This is a genomic window from Vineibacter terrae (assembly GCF_008039615.1).
In the GTDB taxonomy this organism is placed as follows: domain Bacteria; phylum Pseudomonadota; class Alphaproteobacteria; order Reyranellales; family Reyranellaceae; genus Vineibacter; species Vineibacter terrae.
This window is the reverse complement of sequence record NZ_VDUZ01000086.1, coordinates 1-20,243: the sequence shown is the minus strand read 5'-3', so window position 1 is coordinate 20,243 and position 20,243 is coordinate 1. Positions and strand designations below refer to the sequence as shown.

The following is a 20,243-nucleotide window of genomic DNA, read 5'->3' as shown; positions in this document are numbered from 1 at the left end:
CCAGCCTTGACCCGTCTTGCGCGCGGCGCTCTGCAATCTTCATGGTCGGGACGAAGGGATGGTCTGTGCCGATCAAACAAAGGGATGCTTTGTCGATGAATGCCTCTTGACTTCCAAATGCTCATATGAGGATGACAGTCGCGACTCACCTTCCACCGACGGCCGGTAGCAAATCCGCCGCCACGACACCGATTTTCTGACGTCGCGTCGCGCTACGCTATTCCAGAGGCTGCTCGCCTCCGCCTCCGATTTTGACCTCGTGTGCCGCGAGCTCCTCACGGACGGCAACCAGAGCGACTTGCAAGAACACAACGCGTCGAAGAGCTTCAACGGAAACCAATGAAATCGCCCCGTCGGTGGAGGCCAGCTCCTGGATTGCCTGCAATCTTGCGCCTTCGAGGGTGTCTCTCAGTGCGTGTATGGGTGTGTGTCTGGCCATCTCGCTTCTCCGATCGTCGTGTGCGCTACGTCAACACGGATCGACCTCCGAAGGTCAACGCGCCGGATCCTAATCGGCTGGCATCGCGGTGGTAGACTCGGAAACTACGGAGACGCTGCCGCGACGCGGTCAGGCGCCGCCGCGCGCGTTCGTCCGGGAGGCGCGCGGTCCGGCAAACGCTGCCGTGTGTCGAAGCTGGCGCCGATGTCCACAGCGACCGCATCATCCTGCGAATTGCCGGATCACGGTCTCGCCGAAGCGGGGCAGGCTGTCCTCCAGGTCGGGCATGAAGGCCGAGATCGGCAGGGCGACGCGGCCGATGCCGCGCGCGATGCGCTCCTCGACGGCGGCGCGCGGATCGACGCCTGATTGGGGCAGGGCGCCCGGGCAGCCGGTGATCAGCTCCACCGACGCCGGATCGCGCCCGGCCGCCTCCGCCGAGCGCCGCACCACGTCGAGCAGGGGCATGATATCGACCTGGCTGCCGATCGAGGGGAAGAAGCCGTCGCCCAGGCGGCCCGCGCGGCGGGCCGCGGCTTCGGAATGGCCGCCGATCACGATAGGCACGTGGCCCCTGACTGGCTTGGGATTGCAGCTCATGCCGCTGAAGCTCACGAACGCGCCGTCGAAGCTGGCGTCGTCCCGCGCCCAGAGCGTGCGCATGGCGGCGACATATTCGTCGGCCCGCGCGCCGCGCTTCTCGAACGGCACGCCCAGCGCCGCGAACTCCTCCTTCAGCCAGCCCACGCCGATGCCCAGCTCGATGCGCCCGCCGCTCATGTAGTCGAGCGTGGCCACCGTCTTGGCCAGCACCAGCGGGTTGTGCAGCGGCAGGATCACGACCGCCGTCATCAGCCGCAGGCGTGTCGTGACGCCGGCAACGTACGCCATCCAGATCAGCGGATCGGGCATCCGCGTGGCCGGGTTGCCGGGCAGGCGGCCGGTCGGCGCATAGGGATAGGTCGAGCCGTAGTCGGTCGGCCACACCACGTGCTCAACCGCGAAGATCGAATCGAAGCCCGCGTCCTCCGCCAGCCGCGCCAGGCGCTGGGCACCCTGCGGGTCCGGGAACGTGTTGTTGGCGAAATGCAGCGCGAACTTCATGGAGGCTCACTCCCGCTGGCCATGATGGGGATGGCGGGTCCGTTGCGTGCGCAGGAACCGCCGGGGCAGGGGACAACCGTGCCATCCCCGGGGGAGAGGGGTAAAGCATGTGGCGCGGGCAGGCGGTCGCGGGGCAACTCGATGCTCGAAGGTCGCAAGCGCCGGGCTGCGGCGCAGCGCCTGAAAGCGGACCTGCTGAATGAGCGGAGGGGTGGTCCTGCCCTTACGACCGTCCTCGTGGAAAGTGTTGAGCCGGCTCAGGGATCACAACCCAATCGTGCTTGCGCTCCTCCCAAACCGACCGAACGGGAGCTGGGTACGTTGGATCGCAGATCGCCCCGACAGCGATCCCGATCAAGGTCGGATGCTTCCCGGCGCGGACATAGACGGTAGACCCGCAGATTGGGCAGAAGAAGGTCTCGAACGTGCCGCCTGTTGCAGTCGGCCTCTCATAGCGAGTCGCCTCGCCCGTGATTCTGACGCTGTCATCCGGGTAGTAGGCTAATACGCCGAACGGCGACCCGCTTCGCCGCTGACAGTCGCTGCAATGACAAGCGACGACCGACGTGCTCGGGCCCGGCAAGTTCACGCAGAGCTGCCCACACTGGCACTTGGCATCCATCGCAGAATCCCTTGCTTCCTCGCATAGTTGACGCTTGGCGCAAGGTCCGCAACGGGGCGGACATGGCCACCTTAAGATCAGCGTTAGTGCCTGGAATCACTGCACTTTTTGATGTTGAGCAACTCCTGTACAGTCGTCGATCCCCTGACAATCGACCCTTTCTTCACATCGGATGATTTGTACAATTTCTTGACATGCCACCTTTATGGTGGCACATTGAAACATGGATAAGTTTCGGCCGACTTACGACCTTGAAGCCATCAAGGCCACCTTAGGCTCGGCGGAGACACTGGCGATAACGACGACCGCGCTTCGATCGGCCACTGAACTGGGCTTCGACCGCACCGATGTTGTGGAGGTCATCCAGAGCATCCGCCGATCGATGTTCCACAAGTCGATGACCTCCTACGCCGATCATCGCGTCTGGCAGGATGTTTATCACGTACCGGTCGACGACGACTTGGTCCTGTACGTCAAGTTTCAGGCCGATGTGGTGACCGAGTTCGTCGTGCTGTCGTTCAAGGAGAAATGAGCATGGCACAGGAGCGAAACCTACCAGAGAAGATGACCTCGCCGGAAACGGGTGAGCGGCTGACGCGTGGGATTCGTCCATTTCCTGTGCAGTACAAAGGCCAAACGGTGATGGTGGACCTGCCTGGGTATTATCCGGCGGGCGAGGGAGACGGCGTTCACGTCGGTGATGACATGGCTGTCGTTGACACCGCGCTGCGGGGACTCAAGGAAAAGATCGACGGCATCCCATCACCGGAAACCATCCGACGCATCCGCCTGAAGCTAAAGCTTTCGCAACGGGACGCGGGTGCATTGTTCCGCGTCGGCGAAAACGCCTTCGACAAGTATGAGCGGGGGATCATTGCACCGAGTGGGCCAACGATTCAGCTGATCGCCTTGCTGGACCATCATCCCGAGTTGGTGGCCGAGCTGGTGGCTGCCAGCTCACCGTCTGACGGAAGCAAGCGTGCTGTGCGCGGCCGGCGCGCTGATAGGACAGAACGATGAAGCCCGGATCTCGGTCGTGGGTTGGCAAGGCGATGCGGGCTGTGGAGAGACGGCGGCCGTGTTCCTCAAGGCGCGAGCCGGTGACGCCAGACCTGCGGATCTTCTGCGATTCCTCGACCGGGCGGGGACGGAACCACCCAGTGAGGGCGACTGTCAATGACCGCAGCATCACTCCACTGTCTCGTGGCAATGAGCAGGTCTCATTTATAGTGCGGCTTTCAAAATGCAGTCCTACAGCCTACCCTAGCAGCTTCCGTGGTCCTCGCTGACTGTGCCGCTGGAGAGGGCAGGGCCGCTCGCCGCTACCCTGATCGGCTTGGCGTTGCTCAGCCCGCGAACTGCCGGATCACCTTCTCACCGAACCGCGGCAGGCTGTCCTCGAGATCGGGCATGAACGACGAGACCGGCACGATCACCCGGTCGACGCCTTGCGCGCGGCGCTCCTCGATCGCCGGCCGCGGATCGCCATCGCCGCGGGGCGAGACGCCGGGGCAGGTCGTGGTGATCGCGATCGCCTCAGGGTCGCGGCCGGCGGCCTCGGCGGCGCGGCGCATCATCGCGATCAGCGCGCCGATCTCGCCCTGGCCCGCGTTCAGCGGAAAGAAGCCGTCGCCCAGCCGCCCGGCCCGCTGCGCCGCCGCCTCGGAATGGCCGCCGACCACGATCGGCACATGGCCGTTCGCCGGCTTGGGATTGCTGCTGACCCCGCTGAAGGACACGAATTCGCCCGTGAAGCTGGCATCGTCGCGCGACCACAGCGCCCGCATGGCGGCGACATACTCGTCGGCCCGCTTGCCGCGGCGCTCCCACGGCACCCCCAGCGCGGCGAACTCCTCCTTCAGCCAGCCGACGCCGATGCCCAGCTCGATGCGCCCGCCGCTCATGTAGTCGAGCGTCGCCACCTCCTTGGCCAGCACCACCGGGTTGCGCTGCGGCAGGATCAGGATGCCGGTCATGAAGCGGATGCGGCTGGTCGTGGCGGCGACCCAGGCCATCCAGATCAGCGGGTCGGGCAGGGGCGTCGACGGGCTCCCCGGGATCTTGCCGGTCGGCGAGTAGGGATAGGCCGAGTTGTAGGCGGTGGGCCAGATCACATGCTCGACCGTGATCAGGGCATCGAACCCCGCGTCCTCGGCCAGCCGTCCCAGCCGGGCCGCGCCCTTGGCGTCGGGGAAGGCGGCGTTGGTGAACATCAGCGCGAACTTCATCTGCTTTCCTCCCAAGGCATCATCGATCGAAAGGATAATCCCAGCCGATCCAGGCGCATAGCGCGCGCCCCATCACCAGCTCGAGTTCCGGCCCCGACAGCCACGGCAGCTCCTCGGTGAACAGGGTCACGCATTGCCGGTAGCTGCACGGCATGCGGGTGATGTCGGTGCCCCAGAAGAAGCGGTGCGGTCCGAACGCATCGTAGATGCGGTGAAGCGGATCATGGATGTTGCGGAACGGGTAGGGCGCCGTCGAGTAGTGCGGCGCGCCCGTGACCTTGACCGCGACGTTGGGCAGCGCCGCCAGGCTCAGCAGCTCGTCGAGATTGGCGAACGCGGCCTCGTCCTGCGCCGGGCGCACCAGGCCGCAATGGTCGATGATCAGCCGCAGGCCCGGGTGGCGCTCAGCGATCGCGCGCAGCACCGGCAGGAAGCGCCACGCCATCAGCGCGACCGGCAGGCCGGCGCGCTCCGCCGCCGGCCACAGCCAGTCCATCGTGCCGTCGACATGCCAGTCCTTCTGCTCCGGCAGGGTCAGCGAGAACCGCAGCCCCTTCATGCCGGGAAGCTGGCGCCAGCCGTCGATCAGGCTGCGGCTTTCCGGCCGCTCGGGCGGGAACTGGCCGAGCACGGCGAAGCGGTCCGGATAACGCCGTGCCGCCGCGACCGCCATCTCGTTGGCGTGCGGATCCCAGCCCAGCGGCGGATGGATCACCGCCGCATCGACACTGGCCGCATCCATCTCCGGCAGCAGTTCCTCGGCGGTGAAGACGGAGACCGGACGATGGCGGCCGCTGGGCGTGCCGCTCGACCAGATATGGACCTGGGCGTCGATGATCTTCACAGGCGTCTCCTCCTGTCAGGTCTTTAGGACCGCTTGCGTCCACGCCCGCATTCGCTCGCAGCGAAGCGCAGAGCGAAAGCGTGGTCGGCGCTGACGCGCCGCTGCGCGCGTGGACGCGCGCGGTCCGAAGAGAATCACTCGTGCAGGTTAGCGCCATCCCCGGCATCGCGCCGGATCTTTTGCACAAGACGCGCAAGGGCGGTAATTCTGCTGCGCCGCACACGAAGACCATCGACGTGCGGCGCGCCCTTGCTGTCATCCCGAGCGCAGCGAGGGATCTCCCGCGAGTAGCGCACCGTGCGCCTTGCCGCAGGAGATCCCTCGCTGCGCTCGGGATGACAGAGGTCGGCAGGTGCGGTGCTGCGCCATTGCGATCCACACCATCTCCATAGGAGTCCGCGATGACGCCGCAATGGCGAGCGATGCACGAGAGCGACCTTGCGGCAGTCCTGCACGCCGCGGGCACGGCGCATCCCGGCCTGCCGGAAAGCGAAGCCGTCTTTGCCGAGCGGCTTTCGCTTTTCCCGCGCGGCTGCCTCGTGCTCGCGAACGGCGCGGCGGTCGAGGGCTATGCCGTCTCCCACCCCATCCGCCGCTTCTGCCCGCCGGCCCTGGACACGCTGCTGGGGGATCTGCCCGGCGATGCCGACGACTATTACATTCATGATCTCGTCGTCTCGCCGCAGCGCCGTGGCGGCGGCCATGCCGCTGCCGGCGTGCATCGGCTTCTGGACGTCGCCAGCGCGTACGAGACGGCATCGCTCGTCTCGGTGTACGGAACAGCGCGCTTCTGGGCACGTTTCGGCTTTGCGCCCGCCGTCCGGGACATGCGCGACAAGCTCCGCCCCTATGGCGCCGATGCCGTCTACATGTTGCGGCGAAATCGCGCGTGACCTGCCGGTCCAGGGCGTCGAGCATGCCGGCGAACACCATGGAGCCTACGGTATTCACGCGACCGGAAAATCATGACTGTCATCCCGAGCGCAGCGAGGGATCTCCCGCGAACGGCGCACCGTGCGTCTTTCTCGGGAGATCCCTCGCTGCGCTCGGGATGACAGTGAATGTGTGAATACCGCAGGCCATAGAGCGAGAGCACCAGCCTACCGTGATATCTGCCGCGCACGCGCCGTCCGGCCGTCCCCACCAGATCGCCACGCGCATCGTCTTCTTCGTCATGGGCTTCGGCGTCGCGGCCTGGGCGCCGCTGATCCCGTTCGTGAAGGCGCGCGCCGGCATCGGCGACGACATCCTGGGCCTGCTGCTGCTGAGCCTCGGCGCCGGCTCGATGCTGACCATGCCGCTCGCCGGGGCGCTGGCCGGACGTTTCGGATGCCGCCTGGTCATCGTGCTGGCAGCAGTGCTTCTGTGCATCACCCTGCCGCTGCTGGCGACGCTCTCGAGCCTCGCCGGGCTCGTCCCGGTCCTGCTGCTGTTCGGGGCCGGCGTCGGGGCCGCCGATGTGGCGGGCAACATCCAGGCCATCATCGTCGAGCGCGACAGCGGACGGCCGATGATGTCGGGTTTCCACGGCCTCTTCAGCCTGGGCGGCATCGCCGGCGCCGGCGGCGTGAGCCTGCTCCTGAGGGCCGGCGCCTCGCCGTCGGGGGCGATCTGGATCGCCATCGCCGTGATCGCGCTCGCGACGGCCGTGGCGGCGCCGCGCCTGCTGACGCACGGCCTCGACAAGGATGGCGTCGTCTTCGCGGTGCCGCGCGGCATCGTGCTGCTGATCGGCGCGCTGTGCTTCATCGTGTTCCTGGCCGAAGGCGCCGTGCTCGACTGGAGCGGCGTGTTCCTGACCGCCGTGCGCGGCGTCGCGGCGTCCGACGCGGGGCTGGGGTATGCCGCCTTCGCCCTGACCATGACCGTGAGCCGGCTCATCGGCGACGGCATCGTCGCCCGGCTGGGTGGCGCGCGCACGATCCTGCTCGGCGGCATCTGCGCCGCCGCGGGCTTCATGGTGACCTGGGTGCCGGATCGCCACGCCGCATTTCTGGGCTTCGCCCTGGTGGGCGTCGGCTGCGCCAATATCGTGCCCATCCTGTTCAGCAGCGTCGGCCGCCAGACCGTGATGCCCCAGAACGTGGCCGTGGCGGCGATCACGACCCTGGGCTACGCCGGCATCCTCGTCGGCCCGGCGGGCATCGGCATCGTGGCGCAGTGGAGCAGCCTCGAGATCGCGTTCCTGCTCCTGGCGGCCCTGCTGCTGGTGGTCGGCGTCAGCGGCCGCGGCTTCGCACGACGGCAGTGAGCTGCATCTGTCATCCCGAGCGCAGCGAGGGATCTCCCCGCGAATGGCGCACGGTGCGTCACTCGCAGGGAGATCCCTCGCTGCGCTCGGGATGACGGGTGTATCAGCGGCCAGCGATTCCAGGTACTAGGGCGACAGGCTTGTCTTGCCATTTCGGACCGCCGCGACGACGTCGTGGATGGAATCGGCCACAAGCTGCGGCTGGTCCTTGTGAATCTCGTGGCCGCTGTTCGTGTTCGTGACGTGCCGCGCGCCAGGGACCAGCATGGCGAGCTTTGCCTGCGCCACTTTCTGCGCCCTGTCGGTCACATAGCCAAAATCGGCAGGGGTGTTCGCCGGCAGCACGCCGTCGGTGATGAGCTTCGGGACCAGCGGTCCCCAGGGCCGATCGGCGCTCAGCACGACCAGTGGCATCGGCTTGAGCGGTGCGGCGGCGCGGATCTGATCGAAGCTTCGGTCGGCATCCGCCCGCTCGATCGCCGGGTAGAGCTTCAGCGCCTCCGTCAGGTCGCCATTCAAGAGAACGCGTTGGATCGCCCACTCCTGAGGTGTCTCCGCTGCCTGAAGACCTTCAGACAACGCGTCGACGAGAACCATCCCGTTCACCTCTCCCGGATAGGTCATCGCATATAGTCGGGCGACGACGCCGCCATAGGAGTGCGCGACGATCACGAACGGCGTGGCGATGCCGGCAGCGGCCACCAGCGCGTGGAGGTCGGCCACCGCGTCGCTCGCGGTGACCGGCTGCGCAACCGGATCGCTCCGACTGGGCCGCTCGCCGACCGGCGTTCCCGGCCGGTCGTAGACGCAGACCCGTGTGAAGCCGGCAAGCGCCGAGAAGACGTTCAATTTGCCGGGCCCGGCCTTGGTCCAGTCCTCGGCGGAAGCCCTCATACCCGCAACGATGACAACGACCGGCGACCCCGCGCCACGGCATTCGAGGTGCATCTTCCGCCCGCCGCCAATATCGACTCGGCCGGCAATATCGCCGCTCTGGGCTCGCGCCGGCATCGCGGCCGAGGATGCCGCAAGAACAAGAGCGGCAAGCAAAGAATACCGACGCCACATTGGCTTTGTCCCCCGGGGTGCGGCAGCAGGATCAGGCGCTCGCAAAGAGCGCGCGGACGCGACCAATTTGCGGTATTAGTGCGAAGAATCCCCCCATCCGCAAGGCAGGATATTCCATGCAGATTTCCACGAAGGTCGGAGGCGCCGCTCTGGCTCTCATGGCCCTGCTGTCGTCAGCAGGTGGGGTGACCGCCGGCCCCGCGGCGGAGGTGTCGGCGGATATTCCGGCTTCCGTCTCCGACGCCATACGGAACATCCAGGCCAAGGCGGTGTTTGCCCACAGCAGCTGGGGCATCCACGTGGTGGATCTCGCCACCGGCCACGTGCTGATCGATGAGGCGGGCAGAAAGTCGCTGCTGCCTGCTTCCGTCATGAAGATCTACGGCATCGCGACCGCTCTTCACGGCTATGGCGCCGATTACCGTTTCCGCACGCCGGTATACAGGCTCGGGGAGGTCAAGGATCACGTGCTCGCCGGCGACCTGGTGCTCGTCGCCTCTGGCGACTTCAACTTCGGGCTCCGCAACCAGCCTGACGGCACGCTTGGCTTCAACAGCCTGCCGGCAATCGACCACAACAGCACCTACACCGGCTTTCCCGGCGGCGCCTATGTCAAGGACAGCAACCCGCTCGCGGCGCTCGACGCGCTGGCCGCCCAGGTGAAGGCGGCAGGCATCCGCGAAATCAAAGGCGATGTCATGATCGACGACCGGCTTTTCGAGACCTACCGGGGGTTCTCCGCCGGGCCGATCGCGCCGATCTGGGTCAATGAAAATGATATCGACATCATGGTGACGCCCACCAGGGCCGGCGAGAAGCCCCAGATCGACTGGCGTCCGAAAAGCGTCGCCGTGCATGTCGAGAACGATGTCACCACGGTTGCCGGCACGGCCGGGCCACTCGAAGTGACGACGACCGCCCCGGGGGTGATCAAGGTCAGCGGAAAGATCGCCTCGGACAGCCCGCCGATCCTGACGATCTCGCAGATCGCCGATCCCACTGCCTTCGCGCGCACCGCGTTCATCGAGGCGCTGGCGCGGGCGGGTGTCAAGGTCGCGGCAGCGCCGCTCGATGCCCCTGGCGCGCTTCCCGACGCAACCGCGTATGGCGATGACAATCGGGTAGCGCAATACGTCTCGCCGCCTCTGTCGGAATTCGTCAAGGTGATACTGAAGGTAAGCTACAACCGCGGCGCCGACCTCATGGTCTGTCTCGCGGCGGTGAAGGCCGGAAGCCGCGATTGCGGCAATGGGCTGGCCGAAGTCCTGAAGCTCCTCGCCGAGCACGGCATCTCGCCGACCAGCACTTATGTCTTTGACGGCGCGGGGAGCAGCCCCAACAACAGGACGACGCCGTCGGACCTTGCAACGTTCCTGCGGGAGATCGCGTCCACCCCCTGGGGTGCTGCCATTCATGACGGCATGGCTGTTCTCGGCGTCGACGGCTCGCAGGCGCTGAACGGCGCGGGAGGGCCGGCGGCCGGTCACGTCCGGATCAAGGACGGCGACGCTGTGGCGGGCAGCGCTTCCGGGAAGCTCGTCGCGCTTGCCGCTACCCAGGCTGGATACATCGATGCCAGGAGCGGGCGCCGGCTCGTCTACAGCGTGATGGTCAATAACGTGCCATTCCCATCGCTGGAAGACTACAACGCCGCCCGGGCGGACGTCGCCGCCGTCGTCGTGGCCATTCAACAGGGCTACTGAAAGACTGGCTTGTCCCAGGAGATGGAATCCGACGCGGCCTTCCAATCGCTGGTCGCTGATACGTCCGTCATCCCGAGCGTAGCGAGGGATCTCCCGCGAATAGCGCACCGTGCGCCCTGCCGCAGGAGATCTCTCGCGGCGCTCGGCATGACAGTCATGACCCACCCTCGAAGAACGCCAGGATCGCGCGGCCGAGCGAGTCCTCGTCGGTGTTGAAATGGGCCACGATCGACATGTGGTTGTGGCCCCTCATCTGGAGATAGGGCGGGGCATGGCCGCGCGCCGCGGCCACGCGATGGGCGAACTCCAGGGCGTAGACGTCGAGCAGCGGGTTCTCGAACTCGGCGGCGGCGATCAGCAGCGGCAGGCGGCAATGGGCCGCGTGGGTCATCGGCGAGCGGACGTCGTAGAGCGCCGGATCGTCGCCGAAATAGGCCCGCACGCCCATGGCGTTGGGGTTCACCGGCGACACGTCGGCGCGCAGCCGCGCCGAAACAAGCACCAGCGCCGCGGCATGGCGGCCGAGATAGCCCAGCGCCGGGTCGCAGGCATAGCTGGCGGCGTGCGTGCCGCCGGCGGAGTGGCCGATCAGCAGCACGCGCGCCGGGTCGCCGCCATGGCCGCCGATCCGCTCGTGGACCCACGCCATGGCGCGCGCGAGATCCTGCGCGCCGCCCGGATAAGCCGCTTCCGGCGCAAGCCTGTATTCGACGTTCACGCCGACAAAGCCTTGGCGCGCGAACCAGTAGAGCACGTTGTCGTAGAGCGCGTCGCTGGCGCGCTTGGCGCCGCGCACGAAGGCGCCGCCATGGACGAACACCACGACCGGCGCCGCCCGGGCGCCGGCCGGACGGAAGACGTCGAGCACCTGGCGCGGATGATCGCCGTAGGCGAGATCGCGCGCCACGGCGATGCCGGCCTTCGGCGCGCGCGCCAGCAGCGGCGCGTAGGCATCCTTGGTGCGCTGGCTGTAGAGCGCGATATCGCTCGCCCATCGCGGCCCGATCTGCGCCAGCTCGGCGCGCAGCACGGTCGGCATGGATGGATGCCCGGACATGATCGCGCAGGCGCTCGGCGTGTCAGGGCGCCAGGCCGTAGCGCTTGACGACCTCGGTCCACTTCACCGACTCGCGGCGCGCATAGGCGCCGTAGGAGATCGGATCGCCGCTCTGCGGCTCGGCGCCGAGCTGGCGCAGGCGCGTGACCATGTCGGGGGTCTCGAGGATGTTCGTGACCGCCGCGTTGAGCTGCTCAAGGATCGGTGCCGGCAGGCCGGCCGGCGCGAACAGGCCGAACCAGGCGCTGACCTCGTAGCCGGCGAGGCCGCTTTCGCTCAGGGTCGGCACATCCGGCAGCAGCGAGCTGCGGGTCCTGCTGGTGACGGCCAGCGCCTTGAGCTTTCCGGACTTCAGGTAGGGCAGGGTCGTGGCCTGGAGGTCGAACATCAGCGGCACGACGCCGGCGATGACGTCGTTCAGCGCTGGCGCGCTGCCCTTGTAGGGCACATGCAGCAGGCGGACCTGAGCGTCCGAGGCGAACAGCTCGGCCGCCAGGTGGTTGGATGTGCCGGGGCCGGCCGAGGCATAGCTCAGCCCGTCGGGCTGCGCCTTGGCGCGCGCGATCAGCGCCGCGACGCTGTCGATCTGCGCCGCGGGATTGGCCACCAGCACGAACGGGATCGAGGCCAGCGGCGATATCGCGGTGAAATCCGTCAGCGAGTCGTAGGCGACCTTGTTCATCGCCGGGTTCATGGCCTGCGAGCTGACGGTGCCGAGCAGCAAGGTGTAGCCGTCAGGCGCGGCGCCGGCCACGATCTTGGTGCCGATGGCGGTGCCGGCGCCGCCGCGATTGTCGATCACGACCGGCTGGCCCAGCCGCTTGCCGAGCTCGGCGCCCACGGCGCGGGCCAGGATGTCGGCCGAGCCGCCGGGCGGGTAGGGGACCACCAGGGTCACCGCCCGGCTCGGGTAGGCTTCCCGGGCCTGGGCGGCGAAGCCGGCGACGAGCGCGCTGGCCGCCATGAGCAGGCCGGCGAGCGCGGTGGACAATCGGTTCATGCTTCCTCCCAATGGTCGCGCCGGTCCGCCGCTCACCCCTCGCGCCGCGGGAGGGAGATGGCGATCGTCCTGCCGACGCCGCGGTCAATGCGCCGTGGCGCCGGCGCGATCCACTTCGGCGATCTCGGGGATGACGACATCATAGGGCGCGACATCGGCGCGGATCTGGTCGAGGCCGCGCTTGATGATGGCGATCTCCTCGTCGGGATGCGTCGCGCCCAGCCCGTATTCGGCGGCCAGCGCGCGATTGCGGCCGGCGCGCTCCCGTTCGGCCGGCGGCAGGTTCACGACGGCGTAGACGCCGTTGAGAAGGCTGCCGCGCAGCTTCTTGGCGAACTTCTCGCCCAGCAGGCGGCGGTCGTCGGCCGACAGCTCGGCGAAGAACCGCCGCATGATGATGCGCCCGAACTGGATGTGCCGCGCCTCGTCGCGCAGGATGAGCTGGCAGGCGCCACGCACCGAGGCGAAACGGGCATTCTCGTAGCGGGCCTGCAGCAGCTCGCCCGAGAGCTGCTCGAACAGCGTGTTCACCGCGAGGCCGGCATAGAAGCTCATGGCCTTCTCGTCGCGCTCGTCGTGGAAGCGCGGGATGATCGCCTTGAAGTATTCCGCGCGCGGCTCGTTGTGGTAGCCGTCCAGCCCGTTGGCGATCAGGAAGGACGCCTCGTGGTGGCGCAGCTCCTCGGCGATGAAGTTGGTGATGTGCTGTTTGATCTCGAAAGGCTCGTGGCGGAAGATCGCCTCGCGCAGCCGCTCGGTGCCGTAGGGGACGGCGCCGTGCTCCATCCAGGCGCGCAGGCTCCACCATTCGGCGCCCGCCGCCCGCACCTCGGCCGGAAGATCGGCATCGCGCAGGTCGCTGAAGTCGATCGACACCGGGTCCCAGGCCAGCTCGCGCGCCTGCACGCACAGCCGCCACACGTCGTGATACTCGACCTCCGAGCGGATCGGGTAGGGGTTGGGCACGGGCGTCAATTCTTCCAGCAGGGAGGGCTGCATGATGGAATCCCACGTCGAAAACGAAAACAGGTGGACGACAACGGTCGGCCGATGCTTGGGCAGGCGGCGCGATCCGTCCAATACCGTTTGCTCGGCCTGGTGATAGCGATCAGCGATCACCAGCATGGACGGCGGCCGAGGCCGGCCATAGGATCGTCGGCATGGATCTGCGGCGCCTCAGGCAGTTCGTGGCGGTGGCGGAGGAGCGCAGCTTCCGCCGCGCCGCCGCGCGCCTGAACGTGTCGCAGCCGCCGCTGAGCGTGGCGGTGCAGCGGCTCGAGGCCGACATGGGCGTAAGTCTGCTCGACCGCACGCGCCATCACGTGCGCCTCACGGTGGCCGGCGAGGCCTTCCTGCGCGAGGCGCGCCGCACGCTGGCGCAGGCGCAGCTCTCGGTCGAGGTCGCGCAGCGCGCCGCGGCGGGCAAGCTCGGCACGCTGCGCCTCTCCTTCGTGCCCAGCGCGGTGCTGGACGTGCTGCCGCGGCTGCTGCACGCCTTCCACGCCGACCATCCCGACGTGAAGCTGACGCTGAGCGGGGACACCACGTCGCAGCAGCTCGAGGCGCTGATGGGTGAGACGACCGATCTCGCCATCGTCGTGCCGCCGCTCCATGACGCGCAGGACCTGCGTGTCGAGAGCCTGTGCGAGCACGAGTTGATGCTCGCCGTCCCGCGGTCGCATCCGATCAGCCGCCAGCGGCGCGTGCAATTGCGCGACCTCGCCGCCGAGGCCTATGTCGGCTTTCCCTTCAAGGAAGGTCCCGGTTTCCAGAGCGTGGTGGTCGCCGCCTGCCAGGAGAGCGGCTTCGTTCCCAACGTCGTGCAGGTCGCGCCGCAGATGCAGACCATCCTGGCGCTCGTGGCGGCCGGCATGGGGATCGCGCTGGTGCCGCAGGCAATGCGGTCGGTGCAGATGGACAACGTGGCCTATGTCGAGGTCCGCCGTGGCACGGCGCCGGTGACGTATGCGCTGGGCCTCGCCTTCCGGCGGTCCAACGAGAACCCGGCGCTGGCGGCGTTCGTCGCCATGGCGCACCGGCTGCATCGGCTGCCGGTGCCGGCCGCGGGTCGGCCGCGCCGCGTCAGGCCCTCGCGCGCGCGGCGGTGACGGGCAGGGTGCTCATTTCTCCGTCTCGATCTGGAACGGCGAAACCGGGTCGCTGGCCGGGAAGGTCTCCTTCAGCGCTTCGTCGAGGAGCCTGTCCTGCCGTTCCTTGATCTTCCGCGCCTCGGCGTCGTCGTCAGCCTTCCCGGTCTGACCTGACGCCTGTATCCGGTTTCTCATCGGTGCCTCCAGCCGCTCATGCCTAGAGAGTGGTGCCGGATCGGCCGACATCCAGGGAGGTGCGTCAAAAGGATTGTTCTTTTATCGAGAATGATATATACAGATCGAAGGGCGGCGGTCCGGGCTCCAGGCATGTTCCTGACATTTCGCGAATAACAGGAACGTATTCCAAAACATTGATATCAAAGGAGAAAATGTTTTTGGTATTTTTGGCGTCCGGGCCGCGACGCAATGTCTACAAAACGTCACAGGCGCCGGGTTGTGCCCGGCTGAGAGGCGCCCCAGAGTCGCGCCGGTCCTGGAGGTGCCGATGCCGACATACAGCTTCTTCGTCAACGGCAGCGCCCGCACCGTGCAGACGCGCACCGATGACCAGCCGCTGCTGTACGTGCTGCGCAACCAGCTCGGCCTCACCGGCGCCAAGTTCGGCTGCGGGCTGGGGCAGTGCGGCGCCTGCACCGTGCTGGTCGACGGCGAGGCGGTGCGCTCGTGCATGATGCCGGTGGCGGCAGCCAACGGCCGCGGCGTCACCACGATCGAGGGGCTGGGCTCGCCCGACCAGCCGCACCCGGTGCAGGCGGCGTTCATCACCGAGCAGGCGGCGCAGTGCGGCTACTGCGCCAGCGGCGTGGTGATGGCCACCGTGGCGCTGCTGGCGCGCAAGCCCAAGGCGACGCGCGCGGAGGTGCAGGCGGCGCTGGCCGGCAATCTCTGCCGCTGCGGCACGCATCAGCGCATCCTGCGCGCCGCCCTGCGTGCGACCGGGACGTCGCCATGAGCCGCCGGGAGCCCGTCGCGGTCTCGCGCCGCGCCGTGCTCGCCGGCGGCGGCGCGCTGGTCGTGGCCTTCAGCCTGCCGCTGCCGGGCCGCGGGCAGCAACCGCCCGTGGTCGAGAAGGCGCTGGGCAAGACGCTCGATCCGACCGAGGTCGACGGCTTCCTCGCGGTCAACGCCGACGGCTCGGTGAGCCTGTTCTGCGGCAAGGTCGACCTCGGCACCGGCCTGCGCATCGCCATCCCGCAGATGGCGGCCGAGGAGCTGGGCATCGGCGTCGAGCGCATCGTGCTGGTCGAGGGCGACACGGCGCTGACGCCGGACCAGGGGCCGACCGCGGGCAGCACCGGCATCATGCGCGGCGGCGTGCAGATCCGGCAGGCGGCCGCGACCGCGCGCGCCGCGCTGCTGCGGCTGGCGGCCGCGCGCCTGGGCGTGCCGGCCGAGGCGCTGGAGGTGGTGAACGGCGAGGTGCGGCCGAAGGAGGGCGGGCAGGGCGTCGGCTTCGCGGCCCTGATCGGCGAGCAGCAGTTCAACCTCAGGCTCGATCCGCAGGCGCCGCTGAAGGACCCGGGCAGCTACGGCATCGTCGGCCGCTCGATGCCGCGGCCCGACGTGCCGCGCAAGGTGACGGGCCGGCATCCCTATATCCACGACCTGAAGCTGCCGGACATGCTGCATGCGCGGGTGATCCGCCCGCAGGCGGTCGGCGCCCGCCTGCTCGACGTCGATGACACGGCGGTCCGCGACATCCCCGGGGTGCAGGTCGTGCGCCTCGGCAGCTTTGTGGGCGTCGTCGCGCCCGACGAATGGGATGCCGAGCTGGCGGCGCGCGCGCTCGTCACGCGGTGGTCGCCGGCGTCATCGCTGGTCGGGCACGAGGGCGTGCCGGCCTGGATGCGCAAGGGGCCGTTCGACGCCGACCAGAAGCTGGTCGGCAAGGGCGACGCGCGCGCGGTGCTGGCTTCGGCCGCGAAGAAGCTGTCGGCGACCTACTACTGGCCGACGCAGTCGCATGCGTCGATGGGGCCATCCTGCGCCGTGGCCGACATCCGCGAGGGCAAGGCGACGATCTGGTCGGCATCGCAGGCCACGCATCGCTTCCGACGCACCATCGCGCGCCTGCTCGACCTGCCGCTCGAGGCGGTGCGCGTGGTCTATGTCGACGGCTCCGGCTGCTACGGCATGAACGGCCACGACGATGCGGCGGCCGACGCAGCGCTGCTGTCGCGCGCCGTCGGCAGGCCGGTGCGCGTGCAGTGGAGCCGCGCCGACGAGTTGGGCTGGGATCCGAAGGGCCCGCCGCAGATGCTGGCGCTGGAGGGCGCCGTCGGCGCCGACGGCCAGATCGCGGCCTGGCGCACGCAGATGTGGATCCCGCGCGCCACCGCCAACCTGCCCAACATCCCGCTGCTGGGGCCGGCCGACGCCGGCATGGCGCAACCGCCAGGGATCGCCACCGGCCTCATCAGCCAGAACGGCGATCCGCCCTATGCCACGCCCAATGTCGAGGTGCTGGTGCACTGGCTGAAGGATGCGCCGCTGCGGCCGTCCAACATCCGCGCGCCGGGCAAGATCGCCAACAGCTTCGCGGTCGAGAGCTTCGTCGACGATCTCGCCGCGCAGGCCCGCATCGATCCCGTCGAGTTCCGGCTCAAGGGGCTGTCCGATGCGCGCGGCGCCGAGGTAATCCGCCGGGCCGCGCGCATGCTCGACTGGAAGGCGCGGCCGTCGCCGGGCCCCGGCGGCCTGGGCCGCGGCATCGCCTACGTGCATTACAAGCACGGCGAGACCTATGTCGCCGTCGCCATGGAAGCCGAGGTCGATCCCGGCTCGGGCGCCATCCGGGTGCGGCGCGTGGCCTGCGCCCAGGATTGCGGCCTGGTGATCAACCCCAACGCCGCCATGCAGCAGGTCGAGGGCAACATCCTGCAGACCCTGAGCCGCACGCTGCTGGAGGAAGTCACGTTCGACGCCGCCGGGGTCACCAGCGTCGACTGGGCGCGCTATCCGATCCTGACCTTCCCCGACGTGCCCGAGATCATGATCGATCTCGTCGACCAGCCGCAGTCGCCGCCGCTGGGCGTCGGCGAGGCCGCCAGCACGCCGGTGCCGGCGGCGCTGGCCAACGCCATCTTCGATGCCACCGGCGCGCGCCTGCGCACCGTCCCGTTCACGGCCGAGCGCGTCAAAGCCGCGCTTGCCGCGGCGCGGAGGACGTAGCTCTTCCTCCCCAGCGGAGCTGGGGAGGTGCCCCGAAGGGGCGGAGGGGAGCCGACGTGGTCTCAGTTGCGAAAACCACGTCTGCTCCCCATCCGGCCTTCGGCCACCTTCCCCCGCAAGCGGGGAAGGGAAGAGACTATTTCAGCGTTTCCAGGTAGGCGATGAGGTTCTTGCGGTCGGCGGGCTTGTTGAGACCGGCGAAGGCCATGTTGGTGCCCGGGATCACCTTGCGCGGGTTGGTGAGGTAGGGATCGAGCGTCTCGGGCGACCAGGTGATGTCGGCGCTCTTGTTGGCGTTGGTGTAGCGGAAGCCCTCGACCGAGCCCGTCTTGCGCCCGATGACGCCGAACAGGTTGGGTCCCTGCTTGGTCGGGCCGCCCTTCTCGACGGTGTGGCAGACGAAGCAATTGCGCTTGAAGACCTTCTCGCCCTCGGCCGCGTCCTGAGCGACGGCGGCACCGGCTGCCAGCATGATGGACATCGTCAGAACTCCGGCGACCGTGGGGGCGCGCAGCGACATGGCTCTCTCTCCTCTCGATGATAGTCCGCAATACCAAGACCTACGTGACCGGCTCGGCCTCGCTCTGCGCCGCGGCCTGCTGCTCCTCGCGTGCCACGAGGTTGAACACCTCGATGAAGGCGGCCGGCGGCTGGGCGCCGGAGATGGCGTACTTGCGATTGACGATGAAGCAGGGCACGCCGTTGATGCCCAGGCGGCGCGCGTAGAGGTCGGCCTGCACGATCTCGTTGCGCAGCTCTTCACCTTCCAGGAAGGTGCCGACCTCGGCTGCGTCCATGCCGGCGCGCGTGGCGCAGGCCGCCAGCACGTCGAGGCTGCCCAGGTCGCTGCCTTCCTCGAAATAGGCGCGGAACAGCGAGTCGACGACCTGGTCCTGGAAGCCCTTGGGACCCGACCAGTGGATGAGGCGATGCGAGTTCACCGTGTTGGGCGTGCGCTCCATGCGGTCGAACTGGAACTCGATGTCTTCCTCGCGGCCGCTCTCGGCGATGGCGCGGTAGATCTGGCGCGGCCGGTCGCCGCCGCCGAACTTGGCGCGCAGATAGTCCTGTCGCGACATGCCGGCGGCCGGCATGTCGGGATTGAGCTGGAACGGCCGCCACGCGACCATGATGTCGCTGCGGCCGCTCTCGGCGACGGCCTTCTCGAACCGCCGCTTGCCGATGTAGCACCACGGGCAGATGGTGTCGGAGACGATATCGACGAGCATGGTGTCGAGGCTACGCCGGCCGCACCGCACTGTCACCCCCGTCAAACCGTCGCGGCACTGAAAAAACCGGCGCGCATCTATGCTCGACGGCCCAGCCGCTGCTCGGCGCGATGCAGCGCCCAGGCGGCAAGCGCGGCGCCGCCGAGCGCCGGCGTGGTGTAGAGCAGGGCCCACGGCCAGCCGCCGGTGGCGACCAGCGCCGCCACCACGGGCGGCCCCAGCAGCAGCCCGATGTTGGAGCCCTGCATCAGCATGCCGGTGGTGGCGCCGACCAGCGCCGGCCGCGGCGCATGCACCGGCACGGCGGCGAAGAGCGCGCCAGGGATGGCGCTGGACACCGCCGAGAAGACGAAGGCCGTGACCAGCCGCAGCAACGGCGGCAGCAGGTCCAGGAACACGCCGGCCGCGGTGAGCGCCATGATCGCCGCCGTGGCCACGAGGATGGTGAGGCGCTGCCAGCCGCGATGCAGCAGCGCGCCGGCGACGATTGTGCCGATGACATTGGCGGTGATCACGCCGGCGGTGGTGGCGGCGGCGACAACGGGATCGATGCCCAGGCGCTCGACCTGCAGCGTCGGCAGGAAGCCGACCAGCGCCAGCCAGCTCGAGGCGTAGAAGCCGAAGCAGGCGCCGATGGCCAGCGCCCCGCGCGATGCGCCGACGTCACGCAGGTCGCGTCCCAGCGAGCGCGGCTCGCCACGCGGCGCCGCGTTTGCGCCGCGCCCGACCGTCGAGGACAGGATCGACACTGTCGCCAGCACCAGCACGCCGGCCGTCGTCCACCAGACGCCGCGCCAGCCAACCGTCGGCAGCAGGAAGGCCGAGGCCAGCGCCATCAGCCCGGCGCCGCCGGGCAGGTAGGCGCCCCACAGCGCCATCACCCGGCGCACGTCGTGCGGCGCGGTGAGGCGCAGCAGCAGCGTCGGCACCGACACGACCACGGCGAGGAAGCCGAGCCCCTCGACGATCCGGCAGGCGAACAGCGTCGTGGCCGACGTGGCGAGCGCCCCTGCGGCGCTCGACAGCACGCCGGCGAGCAGGCCGGCCACGGCCAGGCGCCGATGTCCGACCCGGTCGGCGGTGAGCGCCACCAGGACACCCACCAGCGCCGTCATCAGGTTGATCAGCGAGACGAACCAGCCGGCGGCCCGCAGGTCGATGCCCAGCTCGGCGCGGATCGCCGGCAGCGACGGCGGCACCTTGCCGACCTGGCTCGCGACCGCAAGGCCGGTCGCGATCAGCAGCCACACCAGCACCCAGTCGGTCGCGGTGCGCGCAGGCGTGGCCACCTAGTACCTCGTCACAGAGGTTATGACGGGTTGCTGTTGAGCCAGGGGAGGATTGGCAGGTCTTGAGGGTCGACCAGGATCTGGATGCTTCGTGCGACACCGGGCTGGCGGCGGATGAGGCCGGCGC

Annotated in this window: 20 protein-coding genes; 8 read left to right on the top strand and 12 right to left on the bottom strand. The window is 68.6% G+C overall.

Going from position 1 to position 20,243, the window contains the following annotated elements; all coding sequences use genetic code 11:
- Positions 1 to 661: 661 nt before the first annotated feature.
- Together FHP25_RS39470 and FHP25_RS39465 are read right to left on the bottom strand one after the other, a co-directional pair.
- The gene (locus FHP25_RS39470; RefSeq protein WP_147852501.1) at positions 662 to 1,543 is read right to left on the bottom strand and encodes an LLM class F420-dependent oxidoreductase; all 882 of its coding nucleotides are present in this window, start codon (positions 1,541 to 1,543) and stop codon (positions 662 to 664) included.
- Positions 1,544 to 1,766: 223 nt separating this feature from the next.
- The gene (locus tag FHP25_RS39465) at positions 1,767 to 2,165 is read right to left on the bottom strand and encodes a GFA family protein (RefSeq protein WP_147852500.1); all 399 of its coding nucleotides are present in this window, start codon (positions 2,163 to 2,165) and stop codon (positions 1,767 to 1,769) included.
- Between the two features lie 223 nt (positions 2,166 to 2,388).
- Between FHP25_RS39465 and FHP25_RS39460 the strand changes: the two genes are divergently transcribed.
- Both FHP25_RS39460 and FHP25_RS39455 read left to right on the top strand, forming a co-directional pair.
- On the top strand, positions 2,389 to 2,697 hold the full coding sequence (locus FHP25_RS39460) for a type II toxin-antitoxin system MqsR family toxin (protein WP_147852499.1): 309 nt from the start codon (positions 2,389 to 2,391) through the stop codon (positions 2,695 to 2,697).
- Positions 2,698 to 2,699: 2 nt separating this feature from the next.
- On the top strand, positions 2,700 to 3,185 hold the full coding sequence (locus FHP25_RS39455) for a type II toxin-antitoxin system MqsA family antitoxin (RefSeq protein WP_218578977.1): 486 nt from the start codon (positions 2,700 to 2,702) through the stop codon (positions 3,183 to 3,185).
- 326 nt (positions 3,186 to 3,511) lie between these two features.
- Here the strand turns inward: FHP25_RS39455 and FHP25_RS39445 are convergent, their stop codons facing one another.
- Together FHP25_RS39445 and FHP25_RS39440 are read right to left on the bottom strand one after the other, a co-directional pair.
- The gene (locus FHP25_RS39445) at positions 3,512 to 4,393 is read right to left on the bottom strand and encodes an LLM class F420-dependent oxidoreductase (RefSeq protein WP_147852497.1); all 882 of its coding nucleotides are present in this window, start codon (positions 4,391 to 4,393) and stop codon (positions 3,512 to 3,514) included.
- Between the two features lie 19 nt (positions 4,394 to 4,412).
- The gene (locus FHP25_RS39440) at positions 4,413 to 5,237 is read right to left on the bottom strand and encodes an amidohydrolase family protein (protein ID WP_147852496.1); all 825 of its coding nucleotides are present in this window, start codon (positions 5,235 to 5,237) and stop codon (positions 4,413 to 4,415) included.
- Between the two features lie 401 nt (positions 5,238 to 5,638).
- Here FHP25_RS39440 and FHP25_RS39435 point away from each other — a divergent pair, with 401 nt between their 5' ends.
- Both FHP25_RS39435 and FHP25_RS39430 read left to right on the top strand, forming a co-directional pair.
- Complete coding sequence (locus FHP25_RS39435; protein WP_147852495.1) at positions 5,639 to 6,130, top strand: GNAT family N-acetyltransferase; 492 nt, start codon at positions 5,639 to 5,641, stop codon at positions 6,128 to 6,130.
- A 212-nt stretch (positions 6,131 to 6,342) separates the two neighbouring features.
- Positions 6,343 to 7,488 carry an MFS transporter gene (locus FHP25_RS39430; RefSeq protein WP_147852494.1) on the top strand — a complete coding sequence of 382 codons (1,146 nt, stop codon included), beginning with the start codon at positions 6,343 to 6,345 and terminating at the stop codon, positions 7,486 to 7,488.
- Positions 7,489 to 7,614: 126 nt separating this feature from the next.
- Here the strand turns inward: FHP25_RS39430 and FHP25_RS39425 are convergent, their stop codons facing one another.
- Positions 7,615 to 8,556: an alpha/beta fold hydrolase gene (locus FHP25_RS39425; protein ID WP_218578975.1), complete on the bottom strand. Its 942-nt coding sequence runs from the start codon at positions 8,554 to 8,556 to the stop codon at positions 7,615 to 7,617.
- A gap of 116 nt (positions 8,557 to 8,672) precedes the next feature.
- On the opposite strand from FHP25_RS39425, the gene dacB reads away from it, so the two are divergent.
- Positions 8,673 to 10,259, top strand: coding sequence for a D-alanyl-D-alanine carboxypeptidase/D-alanyl-D-alanine endopeptidase (dacB, locus tag FHP25_RS39420; RefSeq protein WP_178134127.1), 1,587 nt, complete (start codon positions 8,673 to 8,675; stop codon positions 10,257 to 10,259).
- Between the two features lie 154 nt (positions 10,260 to 10,413).
- Here dacB and FHP25_RS39415 read toward each other — a convergent pair whose 3' ends face one another.
- The 3 genes from FHP25_RS39415 to FHP25_RS39405 all read right to left on the bottom strand — a co-directional run bounded on the left by FHP25_RS39415 (position 10,414) and on the right by FHP25_RS39405 (position 13,315).
- Entirely contained in the window at positions 10,414 to 11,298 is an 885-nt protein-coding gene (locus FHP25_RS39415) for an alpha/beta hydrolase (RefSeq protein WP_147852491.1), read from the bottom strand.
- 40 nt (positions 11,299 to 11,338) lie between these two features.
- Positions 11,339 to 12,316 (bottom strand): tripartite tricarboxylate transporter substrate binding protein, encoded by a 978-nt coding sequence (locus tag FHP25_RS39410; RefSeq protein ID WP_147852490.1) that lies wholly within the window; start codon positions 12,314 to 12,316, stop codon positions 11,339 to 11,341.
- Positions 12,317 to 12,400: 84 nt separating this feature from the next.
- Positions 12,401 to 13,315: a ferritin family protein gene (locus tag FHP25_RS39405; protein ID WP_147852489.1), complete on the bottom strand. Its 915-nt coding sequence runs from the start codon at positions 13,313 to 13,315 to the stop codon at positions 12,401 to 12,403.
- 161 nt (positions 13,316 to 13,476) lie between these two features.
- Here FHP25_RS39405 and FHP25_RS39400 point away from each other — a divergent pair, with 161 nt between their 5' ends.
- Complete coding sequence (locus FHP25_RS39400) at positions 13,477 to 14,424, top strand: LysR family transcriptional regulator (protein WP_147852488.1); 948 nt, start codon at positions 13,477 to 13,479, stop codon at positions 14,422 to 14,424.
- Between the two features lie 12 nt (positions 14,425 to 14,436).
- Here the strand turns inward: FHP25_RS39400 and FHP25_RS41210 are convergent, their stop codons facing one another.
- Positions 14,437 to 14,601: a hypothetical protein gene (locus tag FHP25_RS41210; protein WP_178134126.1), complete on the bottom strand. Its 165-nt coding sequence runs from the start codon at positions 14,599 to 14,601 to the stop codon at positions 14,437 to 14,439.
- Between the two features lie 310 nt (positions 14,602 to 14,911).
- Here FHP25_RS41210 and FHP25_RS39395 point away from each other — a divergent pair, with 310 nt between their 5' ends.
- Positions 14,912 to 15,379 (top strand): (2Fe-2S)-binding protein, encoded by a 468-nt coding sequence (locus FHP25_RS39395; RefSeq protein WP_147852487.1) that lies wholly within the window; start codon positions 14,912 to 14,914, stop codon positions 15,377 to 15,379.
- Complete coding sequence (locus FHP25_RS39390) at positions 15,376 to 17,598, top strand: xanthine dehydrogenase family protein molybdopterin-binding subunit (RefSeq protein ID WP_147852486.1); 2,223 nt, start codon at positions 15,376 to 15,378, stop codon at positions 17,596 to 17,598. The genes FHP25_RS39395 and FHP25_RS39390 overlap by 4 nt, the downstream gene beginning before the upstream one ends.
- Before the next feature lie 136 nt (positions 17,599 to 17,734).
- Here FHP25_RS39390 and FHP25_RS39385 read toward each other — a convergent pair whose 3' ends face one another.
- The 3 genes from FHP25_RS39385 to FHP25_RS39375 form a co-directional block, all read right to left on the bottom strand.
- Entirely contained in the window at positions 17,735 to 18,118 is a 384-nt protein-coding gene (locus tag FHP25_RS39385; protein ID WP_218578973.1) for a c-type cytochrome, read from the bottom strand.
- A gap of 40 nt (positions 18,119 to 18,158) precedes the next feature.
- Complete coding sequence (locus FHP25_RS39380; protein ID WP_147852485.1) at positions 18,159 to 18,827, bottom strand: DsbA family oxidoreductase; 669 nt, start codon at positions 18,825 to 18,827, stop codon at positions 18,159 to 18,161.
- Between the two features lie 77 nt (positions 18,828 to 18,904).
- Positions 18,905 to 20,116, bottom strand: coding sequence for an MFS transporter (locus tag FHP25_RS39375; protein ID WP_147852484.1), 1,212 nt, complete (start codon positions 20,114 to 20,116; stop codon positions 18,905 to 18,907).
- Between the last annotated feature and the right edge of the window lie 127 nt (positions 20,117 to 20,243).